This is a genomic window from Amycolatopsis sp. NPDC041971 (assembly GCF_055588925.1).
Genome location: NZ_JBVJCE010000024.1, coordinates 40,947 through 57,130 on the forward strand (window position 1 = coordinate 40,947; position 16,184 = coordinate 57,130).

Sequence of the window (16,184 nt, forward strand, 5' to 3'; positions counted from 1 at the left end):
CCGGAATTCCCTCGTTTGTGACGTGCGGACGGTTTTCGGGCCACGTAGATCGTTCGGGAACACACTTTTCGCTGGTCAGCCCCGGTGTACCGAACGGAATTGACGGCACGCTGATTGGTGTACGATTCTTTGGCCCGGCTGACCCGCTGTGATCGATTGGCAAAGAAAAGTTGATCTCGACGACCGTGCACTTCGCAGGTTGCGACCTGCACGTGCAGGTGCAAGACCTCCCGAAGCGGACCGGTGTTCCCGGGGACACCAGGATCGCCGGACGTCGCGATCGATCACGTGGTCAGACCGGGGCCGAGTTCCCCGCGAGCGGACGTCTCGCGGGAACGGACGCCTCAGACCGTGCCAGGACGCCGGACAGGGAGTCACCTACGTGACCGTTGCAGGAGAAGGCCAAGTGCCTGTCGGGGAGCTGCTGGGACGCACTCCCCGGCCATCTCGGTGGGCCACCGCCTGGCGCACGCTCGTGCGCTGGCGGGACTGGAGCCTGCCGGTGAAGCTGTCGGCCGTGACGCTGGTGCCGATCCTCATCGCGCTCGCACTGGGCATCGCGACCATCGCGGGCCAGGTCGGCCGGTCCGACGGCTACCAGCGGCTGGACCGGCTCGTCGCGTTGAGCGGGCACGTCCGCACCCTCGCCGACGGGCTCGGCCGCGAACGCACCCAGTCCGCCGCCGGGCTGACCGCGGGCACCGTCGGCGGGACCCTGGAACTCGGCTCGGCCCGCGCCGACGTCGACACCGCCATCCCGCTTTACGTCGCCGCCGCGTCCCGGGCACTGGAGAACGAGCCGTCGCTCCGCCAGGCGCGGGACGCCGCGGCCGCCCAGCTGGACAGGCTGGCCGACATCCGCCAGCGGGCCTCCGCCGGACAGCTCGACCCCGTCCAGGCCATCGGTGAGTACACCGACGTGACCACCGCGCTGCTCGCCCTCGACACCGCGCTCGCCGCCGGTGCCGGCGAAGGTGTCCTCGGTGGCACCCCCGCCGCGCTGCACGACCTCGCGGTGATGAAGGAACAGCTGTCGCTGAGCCAGGCGCTGGTCTCCTTCGGCATCGCCCGGTCGAGTCTCGCGCCGAGCGAACTCGACCGGCTGCGCACCGCCGAACTGAGGCTGGCCGACCGGTTCACCGACTTCCGCGCCGCCGCCTCGGAGCAGCAGCGCCAGGAGTTCAGGGCCGTCGTCACCGACGAAGCGATGGAAAACCGCGACAAGCTCGCGAAAACCGCCCTCGGCGGGCAGGGAACCCCTTCCGCGCAGGCGTTCCGGTCGTTGTCCGCGCAGGGCTGGACCGACGCCTCGACCGCGGTGATCGCCAAGGTCGGTGAGGTCGCGAACAAGTTCGGCGCCGAGACGAGCGCGGTCTCGGCCGAACTGGTCGACGACGCCAGCAGCGGTGCGGGCCTGCTCGCGGTCCTGCTGTTCGGCGCGATGGTGCTCGCCGTCGCCGTCGTCTTCCTCATCACCCGCCAGTTGCTGCGCTCGCTGAAGGTGTTGCGCGCCAGCGCCCTCGACGTCGCCGAGAAGCAGCTGCCCGACGCGGTCCGCAACATCCAGGAGGGCCGCTCGCAGGGCACCGACGTGCGGCCCGTCCCGGTCGGCAGCGACGACGAGATCGGCGAGGTCGCCAGGGCCTTCGACAAGGTCCACCACCAGGCGCTGCGTCTGGCCACCGAGCAGGCCTCGATGCGCACCGGCTACAGCAACGTGTTCGTCAACCTCTCCCGCCGCAGCCAGAGTCTCGTGCAGCGCCAGCTGCAACTGATCGAGCGGCTGGAGCGCGACGAGGAGGACGCCGACCAGCTGGCCACGCTCTTCCAGCTCGACCACCTCGCCACCCGCATGCGCCGCAACAACGAGAACCTGATGGTCCTCTCCGGCGCCGAGCCGGGCAGGCGGTCCGGTCAGCCGGTCTCCGCCACCGACGTGGTGCGCGCGGCCGTGTCCGAGATCGAGCAGTACCAGCGGGTGACCGTGCAGAACCCGCCGCCGGTGCGGCTGGTCGGGTACGCGGCCAACGATCTGATGCGCCTGATCGCCGAACTGCTGGACAACGCCACGGCGTTCTCCGCCCCGGAAACCCAGGTGACCGTCGCGACCAGGCTCGTCGAAGACGGTTCGTTCGGCATCGACATCCTCGACAAGGGCATCGGGATGAACGAGGCCGAGGTCGCCGAGGCCAACGCCCGGCTCACCGAGGCCCCGAACGTCGACCTCACCACTTCGCGCCGGATGGGTCTGTTCGTGGTCGGGCGGCTGGCCAACAGGCATCACATCGGTGTCTCGCTGCACGGCGGCAAGGACATCGTCGGGGTGCGAGCCACCGTCTCGGTCCCGGCGGATCTCGTGATGGTCCCGCCCGGCGGGGACCCCGGTCCCGCCACCGGCCCGATCACTCAGCGCCTCGCGCCGCTGTCGCCGCAGCAGCCGGGTGGCCTGCCCCGCCGCCAGCGTCCCACGAACGGCTCGCGGCCGGGAACGTCGAACGTGCCGCCGCAGGGCGGCGAGCGCTGGCCGTCGGCGAACGATCTGGCGGGCCACACCAAACCCGGCGTGAACGGGCACAGCCACCCCCAGGACCCGCGGCCGCCGTCGGAGCTGGAGATCTCGGGAACGGCGCTGTTCAGCCCGATCCCCAAGGACGAGACGACATCGCCGCCCGCCGGGCCGCCGGCGCAGGAGCCTCGTCGTCCCGAACCGGAACCCGAGCCCGTCGCGAAGGAGGCGGAGCAGCCCGCCTCGGTGGAAGGCGAACTGCCCAGCGGCAAGGAACTGTTCGAGGCCAAGAACAGCACCACGCTGAGCGAATGGTGGAACCAGGCGGCCCCGCCACCTCCCGCCGCCGCGCCCGCGCCCACCGCGTCGGAGACGACGCCGATCTTCGACGAGATGCTCTCGGCGTGGTTCCGTTCGCCCGCTCCGGAAAAGCCCGCGGCCAAGAAAGAGAAGCCCGGGGCGAAGGAACCCGAAGAGAAGAAGACCGCCGAGTCCGCTCCCACCGCCGAGCAGGAGTCCCGCACCTGGGACTTCGCCAGCGACAAGGCTTTCCGCACGGTGCAGGAGGTCTCCCAGAACGCCCCGTCGACCTTCACCCAGGCCGGGTTGCCCCGCCGCCGCAAGGGCGAGCAGCTCCTGCCGGGCAGCGCGGCGTCGTCGGTCCCGGCCGCCGAACCCGCCGCCAAGTCGGATCTGCCGGTCCGCGACCCGGCGAACGTGCGCGGCAGGTTGAGCAGCTTCCAGCAGGGCGTCAAGCGGGGACGCAAGGAGGCGGCGGACAAGGCCACGCCCGCCGAGGCCCAGCCCCTCACCACCCAGCCGGACGCGACCCCTGAGCCGGCAGCGGCACCCGAGTCGCCGAAGACGTCCGAGCCCGCGAAGGCATCGGAGACGGCGAAGGCACCGGAGACGGCCGAGCGTCCGGCGGCACCGCCCGCCGCGTTGCCGAGCCGGAAACCCGGGAAGAAACCGCAGGCAGCGTCCCCGGAACCGGAACCGGTCGCCGCCACCGAGCAGACGGACGCCTGGAACTTCGGCTCCGACGAAGGCTGGAAAGCAGCCCAAGCGGTGTCCCAGTCAGTCCCCTCGAACATGACTTCGGCAGGATTACCCAGGCGCCGTCGCGGGGAGCAACTGCTCCCGGGCAGCGCGGGACCGCCCGCCGGGGCGGTCACCCCCCGACCACAGCGAGACGCGCACGACGTGCGCGGCCGCCTGAGCAGTTTCCAGCAGGGCATCCAGCGCGGACGGCACCGCACGGCCCAGGCGACCGAAGCCAACCACGAAACCCTGGAGGGTGAATGACCTCGCCGAACCCGGCCCAGCCCCAGCAGAACCAGTTCGGGTGGCTGGTGAATGACTTCGCCGAGCGGGTGCCCGGAGTGGCGCACGCCGTGGTCGTGTCGGCGGACGGCCTCCTGCTCACCGCGTCCAGCAGGCTCCCGCTGGACCGGGCCGACCAGCTGGCCGCCGTCGCGTCCGGTCTGGTGAGCCTGACCCAGGGCGCCGCCCGGTGCTTCGAGGCGGGCGCGGTCAACGAGACCGTCGTCGAGATGGAGCTCGGCATCATGGTGCTGATGTCCATCAGCGACGGCTCCTGCCTGGCCATCCTCGCCGCCCCGAACTGCGACATCGGACAGGTCGCCTACGAGATGACGATGCTCGTCGATCGCGTCGGCCAGATCCTCACGCCGGAACTCCGCGCGCAATTGCAGGGCTCCGGTGGGTCGCTGATCGGCGAACCGGTGGGATGATGTCCCGATGAGCACCGGATCCGGATCCTTCGGTGAACCGCCGGGGACGGGTGAACACCAGCCTCCGCACGGGGGGGCCGGTCATGCCGCCGGTTCACGGGACGACGGCACCTTCGCCGACGTCCTGAACGGGTTCACCCTGGATTCGGGTCGTGGTCGTCGGAAGCGCAAGAAGAACAAGCAAGCCCAGGATTCCCAGCCGGGCGGAGTCCACTCCGCCGGGGAATCGGCAGTTCCGCAGCCGACCGATCAAGGAGACCGCGTGACCTCACTTGCCTCTCCACCCGACAGCGGCGCAGGTGCCGTCGGGCCGAGACCAGGTGGTCTTTTCGACCCGGGCCCACCCAGCGGCGAGTTCATCATGCCCGCCGTCTTCGAGCAGTCACCGTCGCCGCTCGAAGAGACGGCGATCGTCCGTCCCTATGCCCTCACCGGGGGCCGGACCAAGGCGAACTACGCTCTCGAGCTGGAGACGCTCATCTCCACCAAGGACCATGTCGCCGCGGGTAGCCTCCCCGCGGTGGCCGCGGACCAGATCGAGTGCGTTTCGATCATCGAGGAGTGCCGCACCCCGCGTTCGGTCGCCGAGATCGCGGCGACCCTGCGCGTACCGCTGGGTGTGGCACGCGTGCTGATCAGCGACGCGGCGGACGCGGGACTGGTCAGCGTGCACAAGACGATTTCGGGCAATGACGGCGCCGAGGCACATCTGGTGTTGATGGAAAGGGTTTTGAGTGGACTCCGTCGGCTTTAAGGCACCGCGGGAAACCGCGCCCCCGACCATGACATCCGCGAAGATCGTCGTGGCGGGTGGCTTCGGTGCGGGTAAGACGACCTTCGTCGGTTCGGTGTCGGAGATCGTCCCGCTCACCACCGAGGCGATGATGACGGACGCCAGTCGGGGGATCGACAACCTCGACCAGACGCCCAACAAGTCGACCACCACGGTCGCGATGGACTTCGGCCGGGTCTCCCTGGACGCGGACCTGATCCTCTACCTGTTCGGCACGCCCGGGCAGCAGCGGTTCTGGTTCATGTGGGACGACCTCGTCCGCGGCGCGATCGGCGCCGTGGTGCTGGCCGACACGCGGCGGCTGGCCGATTCGTTCGCGCCGATCGACTTCTTCGAGGACCGGGGCCTGCCCTACATCGTCGGGGTGAACACCTTCGACGGCGTCCTCGAGCACGACATCAACGACGTGCGTGAAGCGCTGTCGATCGACCCCAACATCCCGATCGTCCGCTGTGACGCCCGGGAGCGGGAGTCGACCAAGCAGACGTTGATCACGCTGGTCGAATACGCGATGCGGCAGTGGATCGCCTTGCGGGCGAGCAACGCGAGGTGAACCTGACGGCGGCAGCGTAGGGGCTGCCGCCCAGGGATTCACCGCGTTTCGTAGGTCAGCAATACCACGCGCCCGTCGTAGGTACGGGTGCCGGTCAACCGCAGGTCCGTCCGGACGCCGCCTCCGAAAAGCTGTTTGCCACCGCCGAGCACCACCGGGTGCACGACGATGTGGAACTCGTCGATGAGGCCGCGGTCGGCGAGCGCCGTGGCCAGTTCGGTCCCGCCCATCAGCAGCAGATCCTTGCCGGGCCTGCCCTTGAGTTCGGTGACGCGTGCGGCGAGATCGCCGGCGACGACCTCGGTGTCCCAGTCCGCGTCTTCCAGTGTCCTGGAGAAGACGATCTTCGGCGTCTTCCGCCAGGTCTCGGCGAACCGCAGGTCGTGCGGGTGGTCCGACAGCGACTCGGCCTGTGGCCAGAACGACGACATCATTTCCCAGACCCGACGTCCGTAGACGAAGGTGTCGCCACGGTCGAGCAGTTCCTGCGAGTGGCCGGACAGCTCAGGGCCCATCTCCGTCCAGTCGAACTCGCCGTCGGCGCCCTCGATGTGGCCGTCGAGGGAGGTGTGGACGAGGTAGACGAGCTTGCGCATGGCTTGATCCCTTCCGGGTGTGGCGCCCGGCTTCCGGGCGCCCGACACCAAGGGGTCGGAACAGGCCTAGGGTCCTCGACATGCCCCACGCGTTTAGTCCTCTGGATGCGGCTGACCCGCATCCAGAGGACTAAACGCTCAGTACTCGTCGTGTCGTTTCCACCACTGACCCGGTCCGTCGTTCCCCCTACCGGACTCTTCCCACGCCTCCTGCCGCCCGAACGGCGTCAGATCGAGGTAACGGAAGGTGCTCACGAACTGCTCGCCGCCCCTGCCGGAGGTGAAGTACGTGCGGAAGACGTCGTCGCCCTCGCGCAGGAAGACGCTGACGCCGAACCCGCCGTCGAGACCGCAGTCGGGGTTGAAATCATCGCCCGCCGTCGAGACCCACGGGATCGTCCAGCCCATCCGCTCCTTGTACTGCTCGATTTCGGGAAGCGAGGCGGGCGAGACCGCGGTGAACGTCGTGTCGCGGTCGTGGAGGTGGGCAAGGGGGCCGACGTGGTCGATGACCATCGAACAGCCGACGCATCCCGCCTGCTGGCCGGGATTCAGCATGAAGTGGTAGACGATCAGCTGGCGGCGTCCTTCGAACAGGTCCAGCAGGGAGACCCGGCCGTCCGGGGCTTCGAACTCGTACTTGCCGTCGAAGCGGACCATGGGCAGCCGCCGGCGTTCGGCGTTGATCGCGTCGGTGGCTTTGGTGAGTTCCTTTTCCTTGATCATCAAGGCGTCCCGCGCGGCCTGCCATTCTTCGCGCGACACGATTTCGGGGAGTGTCGGGGTCATCGGTTCGTCTCCTGTCGGGTCAGGTGGGCGGTGAGGTTCTCGAAGGTTTCGGACCATCCGCCGCGGTGCTCGTCGCGGTCTTCCTCGGAGCGGAACTCGCCCTGGTGGAAAGTCATTTCGGTCTTGTCGCCGAGGTCGGCGAAGTCGATCGTCACCAGCGTCGTCTCCTCGGGTGAGGACACCCAGAAGAAGGTGAACACCAGCCGTTCCGGCGCGGAGATCTCGCGGTAGACCCCGCCCGAGGTGTGCTCGACACCTTCGTCGTTGCCGATGGTCGCTTGCCAGGCGCCGCCCTCGACGAGGTCCATCCGCACGCCGTAAGCGGTGAACCCCTTGGGGCCCATCCAGTTCGCGAACTGCTCGGGAACCGTCCACGCCTGGAACACCAGTTCCCGCGGCGCGTCGAAGACGCGGGTGATGGTCAGCTCCTTCTCATGCATCCGGCTTGCCTTTCTGGAGTTCGGTCAGGTGCTCGTCGAGACGATCGAAACCGTCGTCCCAGAATCGGCGGTATCGCTCGACCCAGTCCGAGATGTCGCCGAGTGGCCCCGCCTCGAGCCGGCAGGGCCGCCATTGAGCCGTCTTGCCGCGGCTGATCAGGCCCGCGCGCTCGAGGACCTTCAAGTGCTTCGAGATGGCCTGAAGGCTCACGGTGAAGGGCTCGGCCAGCTCGTTCACAGTGGCTTCGCCGCCGGCCAGGCGCGCCAGGATGGCGCGGCGGGTGGGATCCGCCAGTGCGGCGAACGTGGTGCTGAGCTGATCAGTGGTCATCGTCGCTCAATCGGTCGGTTGATTAACCTAGTGGTTGAATATAGCGGTGACGGCCGAGCTGTCAAGGGCGAGTGAGAGCGCCATCACGCGAGTAGACGGGTTTAAAACAGTAGGAAGTCCAAGTATTTTGGAGGGATGACCAGCGACCTGCACCGGCCCGTGAACCCAGTTCGCTTCGTGACGGCGTCGAGCCTCTTCGACGGGCACGACGCGTCCATCAACATCATGCGGCGCATCCTGCAGTCGCAGGGTGCGGAGGTCGTGCACCTCGGGCACAACCGGTCGGTCGACGAGGTCGCCACCGCGGCCATCGCCGAGGACGTCCAGGGCGTGGCCATCAGCGCCTATCAGGGCGGGCACGTCGAGTACTTCAGCTACCTGGTCGAGCTGCTCACCGAGCGCGGCGCCGGGCACATCAAGGTGTTCGGCGGCGGTGGCGGGGTCATCGTCCGCGAGGAGATCGACCTGCTGCACTCGCGGGGGGTCGCGCGGATCTTCTCGCCCGAGGACGGCTACGAAATGGGCCTCCCCGGCATGATCAACCTGATGATCAAGGCCTGCGACACGGATCTGTCCGCGCAGTCGCCCGGCTCGCTCGACAAACTGCTTTCGGGTGACATCCCGGCGCTGTCCCGGGTCATCACGCAGCTTCAGCGCGAGGCACTGCCGCAGGACGCGCTCGACAAGATCACCGAGGCCGCCAAGTCGCGGACGGTACCGGTCCTGGGGATCACCGGAACGGGTGGTTCCGGCAAGTCGTCGCTCACCGACGAACTGATCCGCCGGTTCCGGCTGGACCAGGAGGACAAGCTCCGCATCGCCGTGCTCGCCGTCGACCCCTCGCGCCGCAAGGGCGGGGGAGCGCTGCTCGGCGACCGCATCCGGATGAACTGTCTCGGGAGCGAGCCCGCCGGCTCTGGAGGCGATTCAGGCCCCGTTTACTTCCGCTCGCTGGCCACCCGCACCACCAGCGGGGAGATCCCGACCGGCCTCTCCGAGTCGATCCTCGCCTGCAAGGCCGCCGGTTTCGACCTGGTGATCGTCGAGACACCGGGGATCGGCCAGGGCGACGCCGGCATCGTTGACTACGTGGACCAGTCGTTGTACGTCATGACGCCGGAGTTCGGCGCGGCGTCGCAGCTGGAGAAGATCGACATGCTCGACTTCGCCGACGCGGTGGCGATCAACAAGTTCGAGCGCCGCGGCGCCGAAGACGCCCGCCGCGACGTCGCGCGCCAGCTCGTCCGCAACCGCGAGGCGTTCAGCTCCTCGCCCGAGGACATGCCGGTCTACGGCACCAGCGCCGCGAAGTTCAACGACGACGGCGTCACCGCGCTCTACCAGCACCTGCGCGACACCCTCGCCGAGCGCGGCCTGACCGTCTCGACGGGCGTGCTCCCGAAGGTCGAGGGGAAGGTGTCCACCGACGCCAGCACGATCATCCCGGCCAACCGGTCGCGCTATCTCGCCGAGATCTCGGAGACCCTCCGCGGCTATCACGCGAAGACCGAGCAGCAGGTCGCCGCGCTGCGCAAACGTGAACACCTCGCCGTCGCCAAGGAGGCGCTGGCCGCCATCGAGGCGAACATCGACGCGCTCGACGGCCTGCTCGCCGCCGCCGAGTCCGATGTGGACGGTGAAACGACGAATCTGCTGGCCCGCTTCCAGGAACTGGCCGAGTCCTACCGTGCCGACGAACTGGTCGTGAAGATCCGCGACAAGGAACTGCACACTCAGCTCTGGCGCGACACGCTGTCCGGCAACCGGATCCCGCGCGTGGCGCTGCCGCGCCACACCGAATCCGGCGAGCTGCTTTCGTTCCTGCGCCGTGAACACCTCCCCGGATACTTCCCTTACACCGCGGGCGTTTTCCCGTTCAAGCGCGAGGGCGAGGACCCGGCGCGGATGTTCGCGGGCGAGGGTGACCCGTTCCGCACCAACAAGCGGTTCAAGCTCCTTTCGGCCGACTCCGAGGCGAAGCGCCTTTCGACCGCTTTCGACTCCGTGACGCTCTACGGGCACGACCCGCACACCCGTCCTGACATCTACGGGAAGGTCGGCACCTCGGGTGTCTCCATCGCGACCCTCGAGGACATGGAGGTGCTCTACGACGGCTTCGACCTGACGTCGCCGACTACCTCGGTGTCGATGACGATCAACGGCCCGGCGCCGACGATCCTCGCCTTCTTCCTCAACACCGCGATCGACCAGCGGATGGCGGCGTTCAAGGCCGAGCACGGCCGCGAGCCTTCCGAAGCCGAGGCCGCCGAACTGCGCGAATGGGCGCTGCGCAACGTCCGCGGCACCGTGCAGGCGGACATCCTCAAGGAGGACCAGGGACAGAACACCTGCATCTTCTCCACCGAGTTCAGCCTGCGCATGATGGCCGACATCCAGGAATGGTTCATCGAGCACGGCGTCCGGAACTTCTACTCGGTGTCGATCTCCGGTTACCACATCGCCGAGGCCGGGGCGAACCCGATCTCGCAGCTGGCGTTCACCCTGTCGAACGGTTTCACCTACGTCGAGAGCTACCTCGCGCGCGGGATGGACATCGACGACTTCGCGCCGAACCTGTCGTTCTTCTTCTCCAACGGCATGGACGCCGAGTACTCGGTGCTGGGCAGGGTCGCGCGGCGGATCTGGGCGGTCGCGATGCGGGAGCGCTACGGCGCCAACGAACGCTCACAGAAGCTCAAGTACCACGTGCAGACCTCCGGCCGGTCGCTGCACGCGCAGGAGATGAGCTTCAACGACATCCGCACCACGCTGCAGGCGTTGTGCGCGCTCTACGACAACGCGAACTCCTTGCACACCAACGCCTTCGACGAGGCGATCACGACGCCGTCGGAAAGCTCGGTGCGGCGCGCGATGGCCATCCAGATGATCATCAACAAGGAGTGGGGCCTGTCGAAGAACGAGAACCCGTTGCAGGGTTCGTTCATCATCGACGAGCTGACCGATCTGGTCGAAGAGGCCGTCCTGCTGGAGTTCGACCGCATTGCCGAACGCGGCGGCGTGCTGGGCGCGATGGAGACCGGCTACCAGCGTGGCAAGATCCAGGACGAGTCGATCCTCTACGAACGTCAGAAGCACGACGGCACCTTGCCGATCATCGGCGTCAACACCTTCCGCAACCCGAACGCCGGAGAGGACGACGTCGAGGTCGAACTCGCGCGGGCGACCGAGGACGAGAAGCGGTCGCAGCTGGAACGGCTCGAGGACTTCCAGCACCGTCACCACGCCGAGGCGCAGGTCGCGCTCAAGACGCTGCGCGAGGCCGCGACCCGCGGCGGCAACCTGTTCGGCGTGCTGATGGACGCGGCACGGGTGTGCTCACTCGGCCAGATCACCGAGGCGTTCTTCGAAGTGGGAGGCCAGTACCGGCGCAACGTCTAGTGGCTCGGGAGTCCGATCACGCCCGGGACACCGGCGGCCCGGGAATATCGCGGGGCGTGTTCGGGTAGTTGCCGAACATGGAGATCGGAATCGCCACCTTCATCACCGATGAAGGCATCAGACCGGACGTCCTCGCCGCGGCCGTCGAAGAGCGCGGGTTCAGCTCGCTCCACATCGCGGAGCATTCCCACATCCCGGTCAGCCGGGAAACGCCGTATCCGGGCGGTGGCGAGCTGCCGCGCGTGTACTACCGGACCCTGGACCCGTTCGTCGCGCTGACGGCGGCGGCCGTGGCCACGTCGAATCTGAAGCTGGGCACGGGCATCGCGTTGCTGCAGCAGCGCGACGTCATCCATACGGCGAAAGAGGTCGCTTCGCTCGACCTGGTTTCGCGAGGCCGGTTCCTCTTCGGTGTCGGCGTCGGCTGGAACCGGGAGGAAATGCGCAATCACGGCACGGATCCGCGCACCAGGGGTGTGCTCGTGGACGAGCAACTGGCCGCGCTGAAGGAGATCTGGACCAAGGACGAGGCCGAATTCCACGGCGAGTTCGTCGACTTCGACCCGATCTTCGCGTGGCCCAAGCCGGTGCAGAAGCCGCATCCGCCGATCTACATCGGCGGCGCGGGGGAGAAGGCCATGCGGCGGATCGCCAAGTACGGCGACGGCTGGCTGCCGCACGCCCACACCCCGCCGGAGGAACTTCGCCGGGCTCGTCAGTGGCTGGCCGACCAGGGGCGTCATGACCTCAAGTTCTCCGCTTTCGGCGCCACGCCGGCGGAGGACGCGCTGGGCAGGCTGGTCGACGGTGGCGTCGACGAGGCCACGCTCTTCCTGCCGACAGAGCCCGAAGCGGCGACACTGGAACGACTCGACCAGTACGCGAAGGTCGCCGAGAGCTTTCGAAAGGAGCAGCAGGCGTGACTGAGGTACAAATCGGCTTGGCCGCGGCACTCGAGCAGTTCTCGCCGCGTGAGTCGATCCGGCTGGCGGCGCTGGCCGAACAGCACGGATTCTCCGGCCAGATGGCCGCCGACCACTTCCAGCCGTGGGTCCCTCAACAGGGTGAAGCGTCCTTCGTGTGGAGCGTGCTCGCCTCGTTGGCGGAGAACACCACCGGTGATCTCGGGCCGGGCGTGACCTGCCCGTCGTTCCGGTTGCACCCGTCGATGGTCGCGCAGGCCGCGGCGACGCTGGAGGCGACCTACCCGGGCCGGACCTGGCTCGGCATCGGCTCCGGCGAGGCGCTCAACGAGCACATCATCGGCGGTTACTGGCCCGAAGCGCCTGAGCGCGTACGGCGGATGTTCGAGGCGCTCGAGGTCATCCGGAAGCTGTTCACCGGTAAGGACGTCAAGCACAGCGGCGAGTTCTTCAAGCTGCACACGACCCGGCTGTGGACGCTGCCGGACGAGCCGCCACCGATCTACATCGCGTCGGCCGGCCCGTACACCTCACGCAAGACCGGTGAGCTCGCGGACGGGCTGATCACGCCGGGCGCGTCGATCGAGAAGCTGGCGGGGATCCTCGACAACTTCGGCACCGGCGCGCGCAAGGCCGGCAAGGACCCGGACTCGATGCCCAAGCTGCTGCAGGTGCACCTGTCGTGGGCCGAGGACGACGAGACGGCGTGGGCCAACGCGATGGACCAGTGGCCCAACGGCGGCATGAAGTTCCCGAAGGCCGACATCCGCTCGCCGTTCGACTTCGCGCAGATGGCGAAACTGGTGCGGCGTGAGGACTTCGAGGGTCGCATGGTCGTCTCGGCCGACCCGGACGTGCACCGCGCGGCGCTGCAGAAGTACGTCGACGCCGGCTTCAACCGGATCTACCTCCACAACGTGGGCCGGAACCAGGACGAGTTCATCGAGACCTTCGGCCGGGACGTGCTGCCGAAGCTGACCGCCTGACGCGCGCCGTGCCGTGAGGCACTCTCGGCCGCCGGGAACAGCGGGCCTTCAGCCGCCGCCGAGCCGCCATGAACGGTCCGTTCCTTGCAAAATTTGCAAGGAACGGACCGTTCATGGCACGAGAACGGGGGTCAGACGTTCTTGTCCAGCAGCAGGTGCACCGAGAGTTCCAGCCGGTTCGCGACATCGGCCGCCGAAGCGCGCCGCGTCACCCAGGCGACCAGGTTCGCCATCCAGACGTCGGCGATGACGTGGAAGATGTCGCGATCGGCCTCGGTCGGGTCCTCGATGCCCATGGCCTTGGCGAACATGTTCTCCATCAGCCGTCCGACCTGTTCGACTTCGGCGGCCGCGGTCGTGTCGGCGAACATGAACGCGCGGACCATGGCCTCGGTCAGGTGCGGGTCTCGCTGCATCAGCCGGGTGTTGCGGCCGAGGACGAACATCAGCCGCTCGCTCGGGGTTTCGCCGGGGATGGCCGCGCGGTCGAGTTTCTCCTGCGCGCGCTCGAATTCCCTGGCCAGCCCGGAAACCAGCAGATGGATCTTCGAGGGGAAATAGCGGTACAGCGTGCCGAGCGCGACGTCCGCCTTCTCGGCGACCGCGCGCATCTGGACCGCGTCGTACCCGCCTTTCGCGGCGAGTGTCAGGGTCGCGTCGATGATGCGGCGCCGCCGGTCGCGTTGCGCCGCGGAGCCGAGTTCCTCGCCGCCCAGCGCGGAGAGACCGTTGCCGCTTCGCGCCTTCGCGCTCGTGGGTGCCTTGGCCTTCCCTGGCATCGCCACGTCCCCCTTCGTCTAACGGAACTTGTTCCACTTTCCCCGCGTAGCGTACCTAAGCGGACGAACTGTTCACGACGTGACCCACTGGGCAAGAAACTGTAACACGTTCTACACTCGCGGGTAGGTCCGAGCAGGAGGTCTCACCCGTGTCGATCGCGCTCACCGAGGAACAGGCGGCGCTGGCCGCGTCGATCCGGGCTTGGGCGGCTTCCGCCCGCGCGGGCGACGCCGTCCGAAAGGGCCGGATCGCCGAGCCGCCACCAGGACTGGCGGAACTCGGCCTGTTCGGCGTGGCGATTCCCGAAGACGTCGGCGGGGCCGGCGGTACGGTCACCGACCTGGCCGCCGGGCTCGCCGAAGCCGCTGAAGCACTCGTGCCCGGTCCTGTACTCGGGACGGCGTTGGGCGGTGCGTTGCTCGCGACCGTTCCCCGGGCCGCCAAGGAGATCCTGCCCGGTCTCGCGGACGGGACCGAGCGGATGGCGGTGGTGCTCGGCCCGGGTTTCCGCATCTCGGGTTCGGTCGTCGACGGCGAGTCTGGACCGGCTTTCGACGTTCACCCGTCGGCGTGGACGCTGGTCTCCGAGGGGGACGTGTCCGCGCTCATTCCACCTGGAACGTCCGGAATGGACATCGAGCGGTGTGAGCCGTTCGACGTGTCCCGGCCGGTCGGCCGCGTCCGGTGCGCGAAGGTGCGGTCCGAAGCGGTTTTCGAGGCTCTGCCGGTGGACGCCTACGCCGCCACGCTCGGTGCCGCCGAGGCCGCGGGGGTCGCCCGATGGTGTCTTCGGACCGCTGTCGAGTACGCGAAGGCGCGAGAGCAGTTCGGCCGTCCCATCGGGTCGTTCCAGGCGATCAAGCATCTGTGCGCGGAAATGCTGTGCCGGGCCGAAGCCACCGACGCGCTCGCCTGGGACGCGGCGAAGGCGGCCGAAGACCCGGCGCAGCACGCCCTCGCGGCCGCGACGGCGGCGGCCTACGCGCTCGACGCGGCCGTGGCCAACGCGAAGGACTGCATCCAGATCCTCGGCGGCATCGGCTTCACCTGGGAGCATGACGCGCACTTCTACCTGCGGCGTGCGGTGGCGTTGAGGCACTGGCTGGGCGGTTCCGCCCGCTGGCGCCGTCGTGCCGCCGAACTCGCGCTGCGCGGCGACCGCCGGACATTGAGCGTCGACGTCGGCGAAGACGCCGGACTCCGTGATCTGGTAGGCGAAATCGCCGCTCTGCCCGAGCCCGCGCGGCGCGTCGCGCTGGCCGATTCGGGACTGCTGGCCCCGCATTGGCCCGCGCCGCACGGCAGGGGCGCGACCGCCGCCGAGCAACTGCGGATCGACGCCGCCCTCGCCGGCGCGGGCATCCGCCGTCCCGACCTGGTCATCGGCGCCTGGGCGATTCCGACACTGCTGGAACACGGCTCGGAGGAACAGCGCGAACGGTTCGCCGCGCCCACTCTGCGCGGCGAGATCACCTGGTGCCAGCTGTTCAGCGAGCCCGAAGCGGGCTCCGATCTCGCGTCGCTCCGCACGACGGCCCGACGCGTCGACGGCGGATGGCTGCTCAACGGCCAGAAGGTGTGGGCCTCGCTCGCGCGCGAAGCCGATTGGGCGATCTGCCTGGCGCGCACCGACCCGGAAGCCTCGAAACACAAAGGGATCACCTACTTCCTCGTCGACATGACCGCGAGCGGGATCAGTACGCGTCCGCTGCGCGAGATCACCGGCGACGCCGTGTTCAACGAGGTGTTCCTCGACGACGTCTTCGTCCCGGACGAGATGGTGGTCGGAGAGGTCGGGGGCGGCTGGCGGCTCGCGCGGACGACGCTGGCCAACGAGCGTGTGGCCCTCGGGAGCGGGTCCGCGGTGGGGGAGGGGGTGGAGAACCTGCTCGCCACGCTGAGCGCCGACGCTGCCGATACTGACGACGCTGACGACGCCGATCGGGAGCGACTCGGTGCGCTGATCGCGGACGGCAGCGCGTGTTCGGTCCTGGACCTGCGGGCGACGCTGCGGCGGCTCGACGGCCAGGATCCGGGCGCCGAGTCGAGCGTGCGCAAACTGCTGGGCGTACGGCATCGGCAGGCGGTGGCGGAGTTCGCGCTGGAGGCGTTGGGGGAGAACGCGCTCGTCGCCGGTGACCCCGCGCAGCACGAGTTCCTGCTGACTCGGTGCCTCAGTATCGCGGGCGGTACGACGCAGGTGCTGCTGTCGCTGACGGCCGAGCGGTTGCTGGGGCTGCCTCGGTCCTGAAAGGTCCTGTCACGGCACTTTGGCGGGGTGTTGGAAGGTCTTTTCTTTTCAAACTTTTCCCGAAAAGGCCCGTCCTCCCCCCA

13 protein-coding genes are annotated in these 16,184 nt (G+C 68.5%); 8 read left to right on the forward strand and 5 right to left on the reverse strand.

Features of this window, described 5'->3' with window-relative positions:
- Window positions 1–406: 406 nt before the first annotated feature.
- From ACZ6DT_RS35640 to ACZ6DT_RS35655, 4 genes are read left to right on the forward strand one after another with little or no spacing between them, the layout of a single operon-like run.
- A complete protein-coding gene (locus ACZ6DT_RS35640) occupies window positions 407–3,811 on the forward strand; it encodes a sensor histidine kinase (RefSeq protein ID WP_465603514.1) in 3,405 nt (1,134 codons plus the stop codon).
- Window positions 3,808–4,260 (forward strand): roadblock/LC7 domain-containing protein, encoded by a 453-nt coding sequence (locus ACZ6DT_RS35645; RefSeq protein WP_364204263.1) that lies wholly within the window; start codon window positions 3,808–3,810, stop codon window positions 4,258–4,260. Before ACZ6DT_RS35640 ends, ACZ6DT_RS35645 begins: the two co-directional genes overlap by 4 nt.
- A gap of 7 nt (window positions 4,261–4,267) precedes the next feature.
- Entirely contained in the window at window positions 4,268–5,014 is a 747-nt protein-coding gene (locus tag ACZ6DT_RS35650) for a DUF742 domain-containing protein (RefSeq protein ID WP_465603516.1), read from the forward strand.
- A 28-nt stretch (window positions 5,015–5,042) separates the two neighbouring features.
- Window positions 5,043–5,606: a GTP-binding protein gene (locus ACZ6DT_RS35655; protein WP_125785469.1), complete on the forward strand. Its 564-nt coding sequence runs from the start codon at window positions 5,043–5,045 to the stop codon at window positions 5,604–5,606.
- A gap of 38 nt (window positions 5,607–5,644) precedes the next feature.
- Here the strand turns inward: ACZ6DT_RS35655 and ACZ6DT_RS35660 are convergent, their stop codons facing one another.
- The 4 genes from ACZ6DT_RS35660 to ACZ6DT_RS35675 form a co-directional block, all read right to left on the reverse strand.
- Window positions 5,645–6,202, reverse strand: coding sequence for a dihydrofolate reductase family protein (locus ACZ6DT_RS35660; protein WP_465603517.1), 558 nt, complete (start codon window positions 6,200–6,202; stop codon window positions 5,645–5,647).
- A gap of 138 nt (window positions 6,203–6,340) precedes the next feature.
- The gene (locus ACZ6DT_RS35665) at window positions 6,341–6,991 is read right to left on the reverse strand and encodes a DUF899 domain-containing protein (protein ID WP_465603519.1); all 651 of its coding nucleotides are present in this window, start codon (window positions 6,989–6,991) and stop codon (window positions 6,341–6,343) included.
- Window positions 6,988–7,431, reverse strand: a complete 444-nt coding sequence (locus tag ACZ6DT_RS35670) for an SRPBCC family protein (protein ID WP_465603521.1) — start codon at window positions 7,429–7,431, stop codon at window positions 6,988–6,990. The genes ACZ6DT_RS35665 and ACZ6DT_RS35670 overlap by 4 nt, the downstream gene beginning before the upstream one ends.
- Window positions 7,424–7,762: an ArsR/SmtB family transcription factor gene (locus tag ACZ6DT_RS35675; RefSeq protein WP_465603522.1), complete on the reverse strand. Its 339-nt coding sequence runs from the start codon at window positions 7,760–7,762 to the stop codon at window positions 7,424–7,426. Before ACZ6DT_RS35675 ends, ACZ6DT_RS35670 begins: the two co-directional genes overlap by 8 nt.
- A 135-nt stretch (window positions 7,763–7,897) precedes the next feature.
- Between ACZ6DT_RS35675 and icmF the strand changes: the two genes are divergently transcribed.
- From icmF to ACZ6DT_RS35690, 3 genes are all read left to right on the forward strand, one after another.
- Window positions 7,898–11,161, forward strand: coding sequence for a fused isobutyryl-CoA mutase/GTPase IcmF (gene icmF, locus ACZ6DT_RS35680; protein ID WP_465603524.1), 3,264 nt, complete (start codon window positions 7,898–7,900; stop codon window positions 11,159–11,161).
- 77 nt (window positions 11,162–11,238) lie between these two features.
- On the forward strand, window positions 11,239–12,084 hold the full coding sequence (locus tag ACZ6DT_RS35685) for an LLM class F420-dependent oxidoreductase (RefSeq protein WP_465603525.1): 846 nt from the start codon (window positions 11,239–11,241) through the stop codon (window positions 12,082–12,084).
- Entirely contained in the window at window positions 12,081–13,070 is a 990-nt protein-coding gene (locus ACZ6DT_RS35690) for a TIGR03557 family F420-dependent LLM class oxidoreductase (protein WP_465603526.1), read from the forward strand. Before ACZ6DT_RS35685 ends, ACZ6DT_RS35690 begins: the two co-directional genes overlap by 4 nt.
- 131 nt (window positions 13,071–13,201) lie before the next feature.
- On the opposite strand, the gene kstR is transcribed toward ACZ6DT_RS35690, so the two are convergent.
- Window positions 13,202–13,849, reverse strand: a complete 648-nt coding sequence (gene kstR / locus ACZ6DT_RS35695; protein ID WP_034322562.1) for a cholesterol catabolism transcriptional regulator KstR — start codon at window positions 13,847–13,849, stop codon at window positions 13,202–13,204.
- Window positions 13,850–13,998: 149 nt separating this feature from the next.
- Here kstR and ACZ6DT_RS35700 point away from each other — a divergent pair, with 149 nt between their 5' ends.
- Window positions 13,999–16,101 (forward strand): acyl-CoA dehydrogenase family protein, encoded by a 2,103-nt coding sequence (locus ACZ6DT_RS35700; RefSeq protein ID WP_465603528.1) that lies wholly within the window; start codon window positions 13,999–14,001, stop codon window positions 16,099–16,101.
- The last annotated feature ends 83 nt before the right edge of the window (window positions 16,102–16,184 follow it).